The 15,838-nt window shown below is 52.0% G+C and carries 14 protein-coding genes and 2 tRNA genes; 8 read left to right on the top strand and 8 right to left on the bottom strand.

Translation table 11 applies throughout. From position 1 onward, the window contains the following. Positions 1-284 precede the first annotated feature (284 nt). From cas6 to cas5, 5 genes are read left to right on the top strand one after another with little or no spacing between them, the layout of a single operon-like run. The gene (gene cas6 / locus ACK4IR_RS01650; RefSeq protein ID WP_409871701.1) at positions 285-941 is read left to right on the top strand and encodes a type I-MYXAN CRISPR-associated protein Cas6/Cmx6; all 657 of its coding nucleotides are present in this window, start codon (positions 285-287) and stop codon (positions 939-941) included. Further along, positions 931-3,183, top strand: coding sequence for a CRISPR-associated helicase Cas3' (gene cas3, locus ACK4IR_RS01645; RefSeq protein ID WP_409871698.1), 2,253 nt, complete (start codon positions 931-933; stop codon positions 3,181-3,183). The genes cas6 and cas3 overlap by 11 nt, the downstream gene beginning before the upstream one ends. After that, a complete protein-coding gene (gene cas8a1, locus ACK4IR_RS01640) occupies positions 3,180-4,715 on the top strand; it encodes a type I-MYXAN CRISPR-associated Cas8a1/Cmx1 (RefSeq protein WP_409871695.1) in 1,536 nt (511 codons plus the stop codon). The genes cas3 and cas8a1 overlap by 4 nt, the downstream gene beginning before the upstream one ends. A 29-nt stretch (positions 4,716-4,744) precedes the next feature. Further along, entirely contained in the window at positions 4,745-5,617 is an 873-nt protein-coding gene (gene cas7i / locus ACK4IR_RS01635) for a type I-B CRISPR-associated protein Cas7/Cst2/DevR (RefSeq protein WP_409871692.1), read from the top strand. Beyond that, positions 5,617-6,243, top strand: coding sequence for a type I-MYXAN CRISPR-associated protein Cas5/Cmx5/DevS (gene cas5 / locus ACK4IR_RS01630; RefSeq protein ID WP_409871690.1), 627 nt, complete (start codon positions 5,617-5,619; stop codon positions 6,241-6,243). The genes cas7i and cas5 overlap by 1 nt, the downstream gene beginning before the upstream one ends. Before the next feature lie 7 nt (positions 6,244-6,250). On the opposite strand, the gene ACK4IR_RS01625 is transcribed toward cas5, so the two are convergent. Beyond that, positions 6,251-6,324: transfer RNA gene (locus tag ACK4IR_RS01625), tRNA-Arg, on the bottom strand. A gap of 113 nt (positions 6,325-6,437) precedes the next feature. Between ACK4IR_RS01625 and ACK4IR_RS01620 the strand changes: the two genes are divergently transcribed. Beyond that, a complete protein-coding gene (locus tag ACK4IR_RS01620; protein ID WP_409871687.1) occupies positions 6,438-8,102 on the top strand; it encodes a hypothetical protein in 1,665 nt (554 codons plus the stop codon). Positions 8,103-8,126: 24 nt separating this feature from the next. Then, a tRNA-Leu gene (locus ACK4IR_RS01615) sits at positions 8,127-8,208 on the top strand. 5 nt (positions 8,209-8,213) lie between these two features. On the opposite strand, the gene ACK4IR_RS01610 is transcribed toward ACK4IR_RS01615, so the two are convergent. Beyond that, the gene (locus ACK4IR_RS01610) at positions 8,214-9,653 is read right to left on the bottom strand and encodes a TldD/PmbA family protein (protein WP_409871684.1); all 1,440 of its coding nucleotides are present in this window, start codon (positions 9,651-9,653) and stop codon (positions 8,214-8,216) included. A gap of 45 nt (positions 9,654-9,698) precedes the next feature. Here ACK4IR_RS01610 and ACK4IR_RS01605 point away from each other — a divergent pair, with 45 nt between their 5' ends. Beyond that, positions 9,699-10,334, top strand: a complete 636-nt coding sequence (locus tag ACK4IR_RS01605) for a TMEM165/GDT1 family protein (RefSeq protein WP_409871681.1) — start codon at positions 9,699-9,701, stop codon at positions 10,332-10,334. Between the two features lie 3 nt (positions 10,335-10,337). Here the strand turns inward: ACK4IR_RS01605 and ACK4IR_RS01600 are convergent, their stop codons facing one another. The 6 genes from ACK4IR_RS01600 to ACK4IR_RS01575 form a co-directional block, all read right to left on the bottom strand. Continuing rightward, entirely contained in the window at positions 10,338-10,958 is a 621-nt protein-coding gene (locus tag ACK4IR_RS01600; RefSeq protein ID WP_409871678.1) for a hypothetical protein, read from the bottom strand. A gap of 19 nt (positions 10,959-10,977) precedes the next feature. Then, the gene (locus ACK4IR_RS01595) at positions 10,978-11,970 is read right to left on the bottom strand and encodes a SpoIID/LytB domain-containing protein (protein ID WP_409871675.1); all 993 of its coding nucleotides are present in this window, start codon (positions 11,968-11,970) and stop codon (positions 10,978-10,980) included. 120 nt (positions 11,971-12,090) lie between these two features. Then, positions 12,091-13,080: a glycosyltransferase gene (locus ACK4IR_RS01590; RefSeq protein ID WP_409871725.1), complete on the bottom strand. Its 990-nt coding sequence runs from the start codon at positions 13,078-13,080 to the stop codon at positions 12,091-12,093. Positions 13,081-13,176: 96 nt separating this feature from the next. Further along, entirely contained in the window at positions 13,177-14,124 is a 948-nt protein-coding gene (locus ACK4IR_RS01585) for a F0F1 ATP synthase subunit gamma (protein ID WP_409871672.1), read from the bottom strand. A gap of 62 nt (positions 14,125-14,186) precedes the next feature. Beyond that, entirely contained in the window at positions 14,187-15,107 is a 921-nt protein-coding gene (locus ACK4IR_RS01580; protein WP_409871669.1) for a hypothetical protein, read from the bottom strand. Between the two features lie 117 nt (positions 15,108-15,224). Then, positions 15,225-15,821, bottom strand: a complete 597-nt coding sequence (locus tag ACK4IR_RS01575) for a GerMN domain-containing protein (RefSeq protein ID WP_409871722.1) — start codon at positions 15,819-15,821, stop codon at positions 15,225-15,227. Positions 15,822-15,838 lie beyond the last annotated feature (17 nt).

The raw sequence follows: 15,838 nt of genomic DNA, 5'->3' as shown, positions 1-15,838 counted from the left end.
CGTAAGGCGTTGAGCACGTGGCTTTCAAAGGCACCGCCAGTAGTTTTCTACCTCTGATGCTGTGAGCTAGCCTAACGGTTGGTTAAGTTTCTTGAATAAAAATAAATATTCCTACCCAAAAAGTTTCTTGCTTCTTGCAATTATCTACAATAGAAGTTAGGATGTTCTTAAATTTACAACTATAAGCTATCGGTTAGCATAATTCTTGCAACTAAAAGCTGGATACCTTTAGCAATGCCTGAGAGTCACATATACGGCAACACTAGGCCGAGATCATAGGTGTTATGAGTGACCAAAATCGCTTTCTGGAGATCCATTACAGCTTACGTGGAAAAACGCTGCCAGCAGATCATGGCTACGCATTATACTCTGCCATCAAGCAACAGCTACAAAAATTGGGATACGAAAACCTGCCCAGTGATCTTCGCCTAAGCACTATTCCCGGAGTGCCAAATCATGAAGGGGTTGTTTACTTGAATCAAGCTTCACGCTTCCGCATCCGATGTCTTTCAGATCAAGTGCAAACGTGGTATCGCTTCTTTCAAAACCAAGTACTCGACATCCAAGGGCACTTGATCCGCCTTGTACAGCCTCGCATTACATTGCCAAAGCCTTCAAGAACTCTCGCAGCTCGCCTAGTCACCTTCAAATTAGAAGCAATTGATCACCTAGAAATGCCTCACTATTTTTTGGAGTCCTGTCAGAAAAGACTAAATCATTTAGGCATTCAAGGAAGGCCATTTATTCCCTCTGATCCTAATGGTGACTTAGCACGGCGCACGATTCAAGTGAAAGGAAAGAAAGTAGTGGGCTACCGCGTGATTGTCGAAGATTTAACTCCTGAAGACTCCCTAAAGTTGCAATGGCATGGATTAGGGGGACGACAACATTTTGGCTGTGGCTGGTTCTACCCTCATAAGGAGGATATTGATGCCGCCTAGTGTTGAACCACCAAAGTTGTGTCCCAATCTTCTTCTTGCTAAATCCTCACTGCCCCGTACTCCCGATTGGCAAGGTGCCCATCACTTGGCGGGTCACACAGCTACAGTGGTTGCTTCCATCACCACCCTTGTGGAAACACTCGGTCAGCACCTGCTAGAACAGTTTGGGTTGACTAAGGTGACTAATATCAACAAAATAAAAGCCACAGCAAGGTTGGCTGCTTACTTACACGACTGGGGGAAGGTCAATCATCAGTTTCAACTTGTTGTCAGAAACAAAAAGAAACATCCACAACTGATCCGTCATGAAGTAGCTTCTGTACTCCTCGCTTGGGAATTTCGAGAATGGTTGGAGCAGTGTCCAAATGCAGATTTCATGGTAGCACTGACTGCTGCAGGAGGGCATCATCTGAAACTGGGTGGCAAACAGGGTCGGCAGACGAGTGATCTAGGGGAAATACGGGAGGGAAGCGGTGATACTTGTCTTTACTGGTATGTGAAACATCCTGATTTCAGGAGGCTACTTCGTTTTGGCACGCGAGCGTTAAAACTCCCTCCCAAAATTCGCATTAGTTTCTCACAGAAATGGAACATCGAAACGATCAAAGCCAAGCGTCAGGAAGTCTTGAATGCTCTCATTGAATGGCAACCAAATCCAGTGTTTCTTGCCGTTGTTAAAGCACTACTCATTGCAGCGGATGCCATTGGTTCTGCGTCGGCGCAGGTTTCAGTTTCAATTCAGAAGTGGATTCAATCAGAACTAAAGAATACCCTCACCGAAGCCGATTTACAAAAGGTGATTAATGCGCGTTGCGGGGAATATCGTCAACTGCGCAAATTTCAAGTTGATCTTAAGCAGAACTCTAAACGGGTAACATTGGCACAGGCAGGTTGCGGTACCGGCAAAACCCTAGGAGCCTATAATTGGGCAATGCGTCATGCCATTGGACGCAAGCTGTTCTTCTGCTACCCAACCACCGGCACAAGTACAGAGGGCTTTCTCGACTATGTGCACAACCAAGTGGAATCCGAACTCTTGCATTCTCGTTCACAGGTCGACTTGGAGTTAGCTTGCACCGGCGAGGAAGAAGAGAATAACGAGGGGGGAGTCAACGAAGCCGCTCAGAAATTGGAGGCCTTTAAGGCATGGGGCGCCAAAGTGACAGTCTGCACGGTAGATACCGTTCTAGGATTACTGCAATGTCACCGCCGCCCTCTCTATTGTTTCCCAGCCCTTGCCAATGCCGCCTTTGTCTTCGATGAGGTTCACTGCTATGACAATGCTTTATTTGGCGCCCTTCTGCGATTCTTGGAAGTTGTCAAGGCTCCCATTTTGTTGATGTCTGCTTCCTTTCTACCATCTCAGGAGAACGACATCCGCAAGGCAGCAGGGGAGGAGGTTGCAATTATTCAAGGTCCCCAAGAGCTAGAAGAGCTACTCCGCTATTCCTTCCATGAGCTAGATCAGCCAGACTGGGAGCGCGTCAAACAAGAACTGAACAACCGCGGTAAGGTTCTCTGGGTCTGTAATCAGGTGAATACAGCGATCGCCCTTTACAAAGAGGCAGCAAAGAAAGGCTTTCATCCTCTCCTCTATCACAGCCGCTTTCGCTACGAGGATCGCGTGAAGCACCATCGTGCGGTTGTGGAGGCCTTCAAGCAAGATCAACCTATTCTAGCAATCACGACCCAAGTGGCAGAAATTTCATTAGATCTCTCCGCTACCCTTCTCGTGACTCAAGTAGCCGATCCCGCAGGGCTAATCCAACGCTTGGGGCGACTGAACCGCCAATACTGTGGTCATCCCTGTGATGCTCTTTTTTATCCTGATAAAAACGTTTGTTTTCCTTACAAGCAAGAAGAGTTAGCCGCAGGCTGGGAATTGATACGTCACTTCAAAGGTAAAGAGGTAAATCAAAGACAACTAGCAGACTGGCTGAAGCAATTGAATATTACCAGCAACCCAAAGGAGCACTGCGTGTGGCTAGACGGTGGCTGGAAAACCTACGCTGCCCCCTTGCGTGAAGCAGGCTATACCGTCACTGCACTCCTTGAACAGGATCTAGAAAAAATCAGCTCACTCAAGGCCAGTGAATTGCCCCGTTATACCATTCCCTTACCTGCCAACAACATCAAGGGTTGGCCACGCCATAAGAGTGGCTATCTCATTGCTCCTAGCAATCAATGGAGTTATTGTCCGAACTTAGGTGCTTTTGAGTGCAAAGGAGGTAGCGAGCTTTGAGTCAATTTACACTGTCCCTTTGTGATCCCAATTTTCTCCTTCCCCATCGCGCAGGAGTTGCAGGATTAGCCTTGGCTTTAGCGGAACTGGAGAGGAAACGCAGCAATGCCCCACTGGAGTGGAAGGGGAAGATCACTGAAGTCGAGTTGGAGTGGAAGATTACTAATGAAGAAGTCAAGTTGGAATGGGAAGGTAGTGACCAAAAGGCTGTGACATGGCTTTTAGGGCAGACCTATCAGATTAGTACTCAAGGTTACCTAGATGTCCCTGCTTTGAAACTAGATGAACAAGGCAAGTACATCTTTACCCAGGGCGTGCTAACAACATTCCTACAGCACAACAAACAGCGCAATCTAAAAAGTAATTCTCTTACCCTGACGTTCTCAATTGAGCCAGAGCAGCCAGAAATTCAACTTAAATTTAAGCCCTTGTCGGGCTGTTACTACACCAAGAAGGAGCTTAAGGATGCCTTTGGTAAGAAGGGTAAGAAGGAGGCTTTCGAAGAGCATATCCCATTGAAGGGACACCATCTCCCTGGATTAGTGGAGTGCTTTGTTAATGGTCCTTATCAAGAGAGACCCCAAGGCTTTCTAGCACTGCTCTTTTTACCCCTTGCCTGTGGCTACTACCAACTCCCCGAGCGCTCGGCACTAGTGATTCCAGAAGTGCAAGATTTGAAGCAGTGGGTCACGCGCCATCGCCAGATGTCCGGATACTGCTATCGGGACTTTTGCAGCAGTAGTGCTGGAGAATCTGCTTTGCATTTTCTGCTCAGGGAAAGAGTTCAGGAAGAGAGTCAACGGTTTAGTGTGCCCTACTGTGAGGTTTACCAGTTGGGGAAGCAAATTTGGAATGCGAAGCAGGCTTATCTAAAACAGGCAGTGTATCGCGTGCAGGCCACAGATGCAGTCCTAAACTTGTATGAAATGGCACGCCAAGTTTTTCCTGCGCAGGTGCGACAGGAGAATGGCGAAACTTGGTTAGCGCTTTCTAAAGTCCTGCCTTGGATTTGTGATAATTTGATTGAAGGTAAGCCTTGGTATGCGGGTTTCTTTGAGTTTTACAAACGTAACAAGCTCTATGAACGTGAAGGGCTGGTAAAGATGGCGGCAAACTTGAATTCTGATGAGCAGGTGTTATTTGACGTGGTTCAGGGCGCTTTTAGAACATACCTACATGGGCAGATTCAGCAAGCTAATAAACAAGGTCGCAACTTAGACTATAAGCAAGTGACCGATAAGGTCATCTATCGGTTTCAGCGTCCTAGTACGCAGCAGGCATTTGCCACTGCACTGGTGTATTTCCTGAGCCAGTTTCGTAGCAAAGCCGCTTTCAATAAGGGGTCAGAAATTATTCAGTGGATCCATCGAGAGCAAAACTGGCGACGGGCAAGGGATTTGGTCTTGCTGGCGATCGCCACCTACTGCGGAAAGGAAAAAGACTCGTTGAATGGTACTGATCCCCTAACGGATGACGAGAGTACAGACGCGGCGGATGAAATGTTTGTCTTCACCGATGAAACTGATCAATAGTTTTCTTCCTTAGTTTCAGGAGCAATGAAATGACAACGCATCTTTTTGCAACGATTGTGACTGCCACTCTTATCGCAGCAAATAACCGGGGAGAAGGAGATGGTAGTACCCTCTCAACTTTGCAAAAGATAACCCGTGGCAACGATCAATACACCACTGTGAGTGCAGAAGCGATCCGTTGGGCATTGCGGGAGTATTTTCAAAACCATTATGAACAACAAACTAACCGTACATTCAATCCCGAAACAGACAAATATAGCTTCAAAAAAGAAAATTTCAATGCCGAGGAATATATTGATGATGATTTGTTTGGCTATATGGACGCCAAAAAGGGTAAGGATAATGAAAATGCTACGACCAAACGACGCGGAGCTTTAGAAGTTAGTCGCGCCATAAGTCTAGATCCCTATTGGGGAGATATTGCCTTTGGCTCTAAAGGGGGCGAAAAGGGGAAAACTTCGATTCACATGACTGAAATGCACTACACTGCCTATCAGTACACGATCGCCCTCACACCAAACAGTTTGAAGCAACCAGCTCGTGCTCTTCTTGCCCTCGATGCCATTGCCGCGGTGCAGCATGTGGGTGGCAACCATGCCCGCTTTTTATACGATTTTAGTCCAGAGTCCATTGTGATTCGGATGACCGATGATCCCAGTCCTTGGATTATGGATGTTTTTGAGCGTGTTGGTGAATCGGTGGGGTGTCCTCGGCTGGTGCGACTGGTGCAAGTAGGTGATGTGAAAGCAGACGAGTTAATAGTTGGTGGTGAAATTGCCGATACATCCTACGGTGGGCAGTTAGAGGATTTAAAGGTTCAAGTTTACCGAGGAGTGAAGGAGACAATCAACGAAGCCAAAAAACGGCTAAAAGAAAAGCTTGGTATCAAGGTGGCTGCTTGATGCAACTTTACATCCATTGCCCTTGCACGAGTTTTCCCCGCAGCTTTGCCCGAGACTATAAGGAAACGTATTGCTATCCACCCCCCTCGACTGTTTATGGCATGCTACTTTCCCTTGTCGGCGAAGAGAACATGGAGCGACATCGGGGCGTCAAACTTGCCATTGGCATCATTGGTGACGATCCACCCATTTCACGGATTCTGCGTAAACAGCGGCATCACAAGTTCAGTACGAAGCACTTAGGCACATATCCCACGAGTCAGTTTTCAAAGCCAAATTACTATGAATTGCTCACTGACCTGAAACTGGCGGTTAAAGTTGATTCGAGTGAAGAAGCGGAAACGCAAAATCTGGCTCAGCGGCTGAACATCGCCCTCTCCACACCAAGTGAAATTAACCGCTTTGGCGGACTCAGCCTAGGAGAGTCGTGGGCATTGGTCAATGGGGTACGCTGCTATCGCGAGTGTGATGGCTCTATTCGTTGGCTTGTTAAGGATAATCGTGGTTCGATTAGCCTGCCGATTTGGATTGATCGCTGCACAAACCAAGGAACGTTCCAACGCTTTAAGCTCGATTCAAATTTTGGGGAAAATTGCTGGGTCACTATTCCCAAGACTATGGACTAGACTTTTACGGGCTTGGAGGGACTCGAACCCCCGACCTGCTGATCCGTAGTCAGCCGCTCTAATCCACTAAGCTACAAGCCCAAGTCAGGAACACTATACTAGCATGAATTCCCAGAGATCTCAAAGAGGGAACAGAAAGTTTGCGCCTTGGTATGCCATCGTTAGGAGCGAAGGCCATTGACCCAAACGGATAGATGCTGAAGAAATTCCACTGCTGGTTCTTGACCGCTCCCCATCCCCCGCGATCGCTGGTGGCTTTTGGCCTGAGTCTGGCTGCCCTGGCTCTCTTGGATAGCAGTGCTAACCTTGTCCTCACTCACCTGAAAGCGACCGCGCCTAGGCTCTATACGGCGTTGGTTGGCGGCACCTTTGACACCGGCTTTGCCCCAGAGGTGTGGCTCTCGGTGATTGGCCTCACCCTCGGCACGTTAATTATTGTGATTTCCATTGCCGCCCAAAATATTCCCAAGATTACCGAACTGTACATGCAGGACTGGACGAGCCTGATCTATGTCTGGTGTCTGGTGTTGGGGGGTGCCCATATCTTCTACATCAAGAGTTTGCAGGACTTAGGGAAGCACCCCGTTGGCAGTCTCCTGTTGAATTTGTACGGCTTGTTACCCTTGGCGATTTTGACGGCACTGCCCTACATCTTCTACATCCTCAAGTCCATCCAGCCGGAAAGTGTCGCCCAGCAAATTTACCGTCGCCAGTATCATTACATGACTCAACTTGGGGTTCTTCTCAAGGATGGGCCGCCCTATCAACCGCAGTTCTTGCGCCGTAGTCAGGCTCACCTGATTGCCGGACTGAACCAATTGGATGATTTGCTGGCCTATGTGGCGTTTCGCGGGGCGCAGGCTGAAATTATTGGCACAGTCAGTGAGCTGCTTCAACACTACATCAGTTGCAAGCCCAACTATCCAGCCTATTTCTTTCGCCTCAGCAGTGCGGTGATGGGAGATATTGCCTTCAAGACGATGTTTGATCAATTCAGCCAGATTGAGGAGAACCGTACCTTCTACGAGCAGAAGTGTTTTCGCCTCCTAGGGAATGCCTATGTGCGCTTTTTGGAGGAGGAGCAGTTTCCTCTGGCGTCCCTCTGTGGCTCTGAGATGTGCGCGATCGCCCACCGCATTTTAAGTAGGGGGGATGACGTTTTGCTGGAGCTAATCATTATTCGCTTCAATACAATGATGCGCTTTGCCATTAAGCACGGCAGCCGTCACAATGAGGCTCGCAATCTCTATAACTTGGCCTTTCACTATCGGCGGTTTATCGAGAGTCTGGTGCATTACCGGCGCCCCCACCTCACCCAAAAGTGCGTGAACTATCTGCGTGCCTATGGCAATGAGGTGTATGAGTTGGCGCAGAGCAGTCCTGCCCTTTACTTTATTGTTGATGTGTTTGCCGCGGAGCTAAAGAAGATTCTAATCTTGGTGAACAAGCAGCAGTGGGACGAGCAACTCCAACTGGAACTCCTAGAGGAAATGCTGCGCCTAGATAACCCGCCAGAGTTGCGCCAACCCCAAAATGGCGATCGCCCCTGCAAAAGTACTGGCGTGCGCCTACTGCAAATGGGACTGGCTCTCTTTTACCTAGCACGGCAGCAACCCCAGTTTGCGCGGCGGATTGTTGAGGACATAGTAGAGGATGCAGCGGTTCTGGGTTTGGCGGGATTTCAGCGCCTCTTTCAGCAAAATTGCGATCGCCTCCGCCATGCCCAGCCCAAGTTTTGGGAAGACACCGATCGCGGCAATGCCAATTTGTACTACTCAGAGCACACCGATCAACTGCCTGCCCTCCAAGCCCTTGTGGAACGTGCCTGTCACGCTCTGCAGGTGGCTCAGTCATCTTAAAGCATGGTATAGTAATAGATCCGAGGGCGAGTGGCGAAATGGTAGACGCACTACACTCAAAATGTAGCGGGGTTTCCCCATGTCAGTTCGAGTCTGACCTCGCCCATTCGTTCAACCCCCACCAAACACTTGAACATTGGCAAAGGTACAGACCGGCGAGCCATGACCGACCCGAATGGCTTGATTAGGTTCTCCCTTGCCGCAAAACGGCGTCCCAAAAATATCAAAGGTGGATGCATCTCCTACGGCAATTAAACTCTGCCAGAATTCCGGGGTTGTGCCGCGGTAGTTGGGATTGCGTAGGGTGCGGGTGAGGCGGCCGTTTTCAATGAGCTTGGCATATTCGCAGCCAAACTGAAATTTGAGGCGACGGTCGTCAATAGACCAAGAGCGATTGGACTCCATATACACCCCTGACTCAATGGTGCCGATGATCTCGGCAAAGGACTGCGTCCCCGGCTCGATATTCAGATTCGCCATCCGGTCAATGGGGGGACGATTCCAAGAACAGGCGCGGGCATTGGCTACGCCCGGAACCCCGGCTCGCTGCTGACTTTCAAGGCTACCGAGGCCCCGCAGGAGGCGCCCTTCCTTGATGAGATAGAGGCGTTCAGCCGGCACCCCCAAGTCATCAAAGGCGTAGCTGGCCAGTTCACCGGCCACTGTCGGATCAAAGGTGACGTTCAAGAGGGGAGAACCATACTGCCGTTGCCCAAAGTCCTCAAGGTGAATAAAACTGCCGCCGGCGTAGTTGCGCTCATCTCCCAAAATGCGGTCTAGTTCCAGAGGGTGGCCGATGCTCTCGTGGATTTGCAGCATCATCTGATCCGGGGCAAGCACCAGTGTTGTGGTTGTTTCTGGACACTCTTGGGCACTGAGGAGTTCAACGGCCTGTTCTCCGATTTGGTGGGCGCGATCCCTCAATTCATCCACCCTTAGCCACTCCAGCCCCCCTTGATAACAGCGGGCAAGCCCACCGTGATCGGTACGCTGCTGAACCACCCCTGCCCCCTGAGCCGTGGCACTCATATCGGTAAGCACCTGATAAAACTGCTGTTCAATTTGACTGCCATCACTGCTGAACCACTGACTGGTGGTCTCCACGGTTTGCACAAAGGCACGGGTTTGCACAATGGCGTCACTCACCCTAAGGCTATGGCAAATGTCCCTGAGGAGGTAATTTACTTCGGCCGGTGAGAGCTGATCAAAGGGTTGTTGTTGGGGCGATCGGTAGTGCCCCTTGCCCTTCCCCCGGGCCGCTGCCGTAAAGTTAAAGATTCGCCAAGGGGCGGCGGTTTTCGCCTGTTGATAGGCGTGCTGAATTGCCTGATGGATGGCCTTGGAGTGCACCTCTGGGATTGCGGCATAGGCAAATTGACCGTTGACGAGCACCTCGACCATGACACCCCGCTGGCGCGATCGCCGGTTCATTTCAGGATGTCCATCCCGGGCACTGCGAGTCGTGACAATCTCCTCAACGTAACGCAGCCCTAGCCAATCGAGGGGTAAATCAATCTGATTCAAAATGGCAGTAAAGTTCGGTGCAGTCATGGCAGCGTGCTACCTTAAGGAATGGTAAAGTTTGAATCCTTCCCCATGCTAACAGCTTTTACTGCGGCGCTGACCCTCATCACGATTTCTGAGCTGGGAGACAAGACCTTTTTTATTGCCATGATTCTGGCAACTCGTCATTGCAAGCAGTGGGTTTTCTTCGGGGCATGGGCAGCTCTCATGGTGATGACCCTGCTTTCGGTGGCGGTGGGCAAGGTCTTTCAGCTTTTACCGCGAGAATTCACGTTCTATGGGGCGATTCTGCTCTTCACCATTTTTGGTCTCAAGATGCTGATTCAAGGGTGGCGGATGGGGGATAGCCCCTGTGAAGAGGAGTACGAAGCAGCAGCGGAAACGGTGGCAAAAGCGGAAGCCAATCTCGCCCGTTGGGGGAGTAACCTTGGTTGGGCGACGTTTGGGGAGGCCTTTAGTCTCACCTTCCTTGCTGAATGGGGCGATCGCACCCAAATGGCAACGATTACCCTTGCTGCCGCCAGCCATACTTTGGGCGTTGCCCTCAGTGCCATTGTTGGTCACGGGATTTGTGTGGCGATCGCTGCCCTAGGCGGCAGCCTCATGGCTGGACGCATCTCTGAACAGACACTGACTTTGGGCGGTGGTGCCCTATTTTTAATCTTCGCGATTGTCACCGCTTTGCAGGGGATGTCTAAGCTTTCTTAAAATTCAGCAATCCCGACGGTATAAGCGCATATATTTGAGGATAATCTCCCGTGCCTTGGGGCGAAGATCTCGCTTCAGTTGCGGGTTTTCATCCACGCGATTCACTGCTTGCCAGACTTGACACCAACTAACCTCAAAGAGGGTTTGTGCTTCCACAAGGCCGCGTACCATAGCGATCGCATAGCTCTGGGAGTTACGTTCCTGTGCTGCATTCAGGAAAGGCATACCCCGCTGCGGTTGAAAGTAGTTATCCATTGCCGTTAGATACCCTAGAGCCATTAACTCATCAGTCGTGAGACTTTCCAGCGGGATTTTTTCAGGGGTGGTGCCGTACCGCAGGGCAAGGTATGTGCGGTAGGCTTGACCATTGGTTTTGCCGTTGAAATCCCAGCCGAGGGCATTGATCAGGGCAGCTTTGTAATCTGTGGGGACTTGCGGCGAAGAGAGCCATTCCGACATTTTCAGATCAAGGCGGCCACTGCGCTTAGCCCGCATCACTATTGGCACATCGGTATAGGCTTCGTAGAAGGGAGTGGAGGTAAGGGGCGAATCTGCTCGCGCACTTTGCTGGAAGCAGACCACTGTTGTCAGAGCAAGGGCAGTCCCCAGTAGAAGAGATTTCATAGACGTGGCCTCTAAATCGTTATTGGAGTTGCAGTTGCGACAGACCCGCCCCTGGATAGTAGGTGCCTAAAATTTGCAGGTGGTTGTAGCCACGCTTGCCCAGTTCATAGGCGCCGGTCTGGCTCATCCCCCGCCCGCCAAACACATCCCGCACAATGTCATCGGTTGCGGCATACATCGAAACCACGACCCGTCCACTTTTGGTGAGGACAATGCCCCGTGTGGCTTGGACTGCCGCTTGCGTGGTATTCCACTCCGTTTCAATTCCACGATACACCTGCCAACGCTCATCGTTGCCCAGATCAAAAAAGGGGCTAGCGGGTTGAAACATTTGGGCGAGGGCATAGGAACGGGCAGCGATCGCCTGAGCTTTGAGGGTTTCCATCGGCCAGTCGGGATAGACCTCTGAACCCACAACACTGACAAGGTATTGTTCCAAGTCCACCTGATTGACGGCTGTCACGCTATTTCCTTGGGCAATAAGGCGCACCACACCGCGATACCATTTGCCGCCCACAAACGTGAGTTGATTGCTGGGGCGAATCCAGAGGGAGGGGGCAAGGGGTTGACCATTCCAGAGCAAAAAGCCATCCCGAGCTGCGACCACAACCCCTTGGGAAGGGGCAAGCTGGGTTCTCACTTGCTGCTGATCATCGGTGACGGCGGTGGCTACGGCGGTACCAACAACCAGTTGACTTTGATCGCGGGCGATCGCCACCCGCACTTGAGGGGCAGGGCCTTGGCTGGGAGGCACGGGGTTGAGCGCAGGCGGAGGTGCGATTGTCTTGGTAGAGCCGGAGGCCGGCGGTGGCGATGGGGGAGTTTTAGTGGGGAGGGTGACCAGCAAGGGATCGCGGCCATCTAAAATTGGCCGGGGTAGGGGTCGTTCGAGTTGAACGGCCTCCGGCAAAGGAATGGGTTCTGACAGCGCAATGGGCGTCGGCAAGAAGCTGCGCAAAAACCAACCCCCCAAACCGGCACTGGCGATCGCGGCCATCGCAAAGGAAACCAAGAAGGGTGAGTATCCTCGCTTTGTCCCTTGAAACAGAACCCAGCCCATTGGGTTGCCTCTCCACTAGCCCCTTGCCCATTGTATAGGGGAGGAGGGAATTTGCCATGCACATTTGCTGGTTTAGGGCAGAGAAGACGCTGCCACCTGCTGGAGCCACTGCTCCACCCTCTTGCCATAAACACTTAGGCTATACTCCTGTTCTGCCTGCTGCCGACAGGCTGCCCGATCAAGTTGATCAATTTTGCCAATGGCGGCAATTAAGGCCTCCACAGAATCGGGGGCAACGAGGAACCCTGTCTGACCCTCCCGGATAATTTCCCTTGGCCCACCGCGATCGTAGGCAATGACGGGAACCCCACAGGCAAGGCTCTCGATCACCACATTGCCAAAGGCTTCTACCCAGCGGGAGGTGAGCAATAGGGCGCGACATCGCCGCAAACGTGCCTGCATTTCCCGGGTGGGGAAAAACCCCAGATATTCAATGGGGGCAGCGGGGTACTCGGCTTGAATGCGCCGCCAGTAGTCCAAATCCTGCAGTTGACCCATGATTTGCAAAGGGGTACGGGTGACGTTGACAGCGGCAACAGCGTCCTCTAGTCCCTTTTCAGGGGCAATGCGCCCTAACCAGCACAGGGCATCCTCTGGTTCGGCACAGAAGTCGTAGAGGGAAAGATCAAGACCACTGCCTAGACAGACACAGCGATCGCCAAAAGGGAAGGTGGCCGCCTGGGTGCGGGTATAGACAGCAATGGTGCCCGGATACTGTTCGATCACGCTGGCGATCGCTTGATCCATGACATCAGAAACCGAGGCCATGCTCACCAGATGCCCCACAGGACGACTGAGAAAAGGGGTGAGGTAAAAAGGCAGCCAGTCGTAGGCAAAGTTGACAACGACATCAAATTGGTCTTGCAGTTGCCGTACCCGTGCCCACATATTGACCAACACACTATTGGGCGGCAGTGTAATCGGTTGGTCATGGGGTTGATGCTGCGCCGGCATTTGCAGGGCACCCGGAACTTGCTCAATCGTGGCCGCCACCGGCAACTGAGAACCTTCGGGGGCAAGGATGTGAATGGTGTGCCGGCGATCGCCCAAGGCCTGAGCCATATTGAGGATCGTTAGTTCCACACCGCCCCCTTTGCCGGTGCCGAGGGGCCCCACCGAGGTGGAAACAAAAAGGAGCTTCAGAGGGCCACTCCTCCCCTAACGTAGAGCCTCAGCCCCTGCCACCACCTCCAGAATTTCTTGGGTAATGGCAGCTTGACGCGCCTTGTTGTAGGAGAGGGTGAGGGTGCTAATCAGAGCTTGGGCGTTATCACTGGCGTTGTTCATGGCCGTCATCCGCGCTGCCAATTCCGAGGCGGCGGCCTCTTGCAGTGCCCGTAGCAACTGGTTATTCAGGTACAGGGGCAGCAGGGCATCGAGAATTTGCACCGGATCCTGCTCAAAAATCATGTCAGAGGGTAGAGCGGGCAGCGTCGAGGTCACTTTCTCGCGGTTGACCTCCAAATGGGAGCCACGGGTTGTCAGGCGGAAAATTTCATCGTCGGCGGCCTCTAGCCCTTGGGGATCGAGGGGAAGCAGGGTTTGGACAACGGGCTTTGAACTAATGAGGGAGACAAACTTGGTGTAGATCAGCTCCACCCGATCCACCGTTTCCGAAAGAAAAAGGGAAAGCAATTCACTGGCAATTTGACCCGCTTCACTGGCAGAGGGAATCTGCTCTAAGCCAGAATAGACTGCATCAATGGGATAGTCACGGCGCTGGAAGTATTGGGCTGCTTTGCGACCAACAATGACCAGAATATACTTGACGCCCTCAGCTTCCAGTTCTTGAGTGCGTTCCTTGGCACGGCGAATGACATTGGCATTGTAACCGCCGCACAGCCCGCGATCGCCGGTCACCACCAGCAGTGCCACCGTCCTCACAGGACGCTTTGCCAACAGGGGTAAATCCACATCCTGAAAGCGCAGCCGAGTTTGCAGGCTGTACAGAACCTGCGCCAAGCGATCGGCAAAGGGACGGCTCGCCATTACTTGCTCTTGGGCACGGCGAACTTTTGCTGCCGCCACAAGGCGCATCGCTTCAGTGATCTTGCGGGTATCTTTAATCGTTTTAATGCGATCGCGAATAGCTTTGAGATTGGGCACGGTAATCTAAACTCCTAAGCAAAGCGTCCCTGCCCTAAGATTTTATCCCAGAGCGGGATCGCCTAAGCAGTCTTTTCACTAGAGGTTGACCCACCCTTGCCCACAAGCGTCGTGATCACCGGAACCGCTAAGGCAGCGACAGGGGGAATGATGCGGCCAATGGGCTGAGGGAGAGTTAAGCTGACGCTCAAGGCAGAAACCACGGTTGCCGCAATGCCGCTGATCCACAGCACTGTGTCGTGCCGCCGTTGTTGTCGTTTCAGGCGGTGATTTTCTTGGGCAGCAAGGGTGAGTTCGGTGGGCACCACAGTCGAGGATTGATTGCGCAGTGCTTCTAAATCCTGTTGAAGACCGTGCAGTTCATTTTGTGCTTGGGCAAGTTCCGCTTGCAGGCGATCGCGCTCCCTTTCTACTTGGGTGAGTTGCCGCGTTACCTCCGCCAGTTGTTGGGCGAGGCCGGCGTCTGGAGGATGACCGAGAAAGGCGGTATCTTCTAAAGGAGCGGGTGGTGAAGCAGCTAACACCGTCTGAAGTTGTTGTTCGAGGGCTGTCTTTTCTGTTTGTAGCGCCGCAACCTGATTTTGAAGTTCTTGAATCTGGGAGGCTTGATGCTGCAATGGAGCGAGTTGCTGCTGAAGTTCCTCTTGCTGAATGAGAGCCTGTGCCAGTTCCTGTTCCAGATTTTGCCGCAGGCCGCTCAAGGTAGCATTTTCTTCACGCAGGCGGGCAAGCTCTTGGTACAGTTGATCTCGCTGCTGTTGAGCATTGCCGAGTTGGGCGGTGAGGTCGCGGATTTGCTCCTGTAGGGCTTGGTTTTGGGCGATCGCCCGCTGTTGTGCAGTACTGGTGAGCGACTCCAATTCAGCGGTCAGGGAATCCAGATCAATCTGCTGTGCGGGAGCTTCGTCCAACTCACCCAAATCACTGATGATGTTTTCTAGGAGGTCATCGGGTTGGTTGCTAGGGGATTCTGGACTGGCCATGCTCCTGATACCTGCGCAAGTGCTAAGCGTTGCTCCAATTATAGCGATGCTCCCCCTCTCCTCTAGGCAAGAAGGGCTTTGTTGTAGCTAGCCAAATTATCTTATCAGTGAAGACTGCTAGGGGTGGCTCTCTTGGGCAGGCAGGGCAAAGGCAGCTTGAAAGTCTCGACGGGTCATCGGTTGTGTCACCTCTAGCCCCTCACCCCCCAAGACGCGCAGAGGCTCACCGCCAATGGAAATCCAAACTGGTGCGCTGGGATCACTTGCCGTTGCGGTGTACAATACCTGACCTAAGCGTGCTTGCATCGAAGCACTTCCCCCACCCTTTGTGAACTCTGGGGAGAGATCCACATGGATGCCATCGGCTTTGACTTCTACACGATTGACACGGGTATTTTGCGGAATGCTGGTGGTGACATCTTGATTGGCAGGCCCAGCCAAAAGCCGCTCCAAGCGGGACTGAATAAAGAGTTCCGGTCGCGTTGCCGGAGGATTGATTCGTACCGTTGAAGGCACTAAAACGAGGGTATTCCCTTCATTTTTAACCCAAAAGATTTGAGTTTCCTGCTGTTGGGCAACCTCCGCCGGATTAGGAACTGGATCTCCTTGGCGGGGGGGATTCAAGGTGAGCCATGCCGCTGTACCAGCCGAAGCAACGCCAATCACAGCCAGCACAATTAAGGCGGGGCGGGAGCGGGTGACTTTTGCGACCATCACGATACTCTCCTTGG

Source organism: Thermosynechococcus sp. (assembly GCF_046299635.1).
In the GTDB taxonomy this organism is placed as follows: domain Bacteria; phylum Cyanobacteriota; class Cyanobacteriia; order Thermosynechococcales; family Thermosynechococcaceae; genus Thermosynechococcus.
This window is presented reverse-complemented; position numbering and strand designations above follow the sequence as displayed.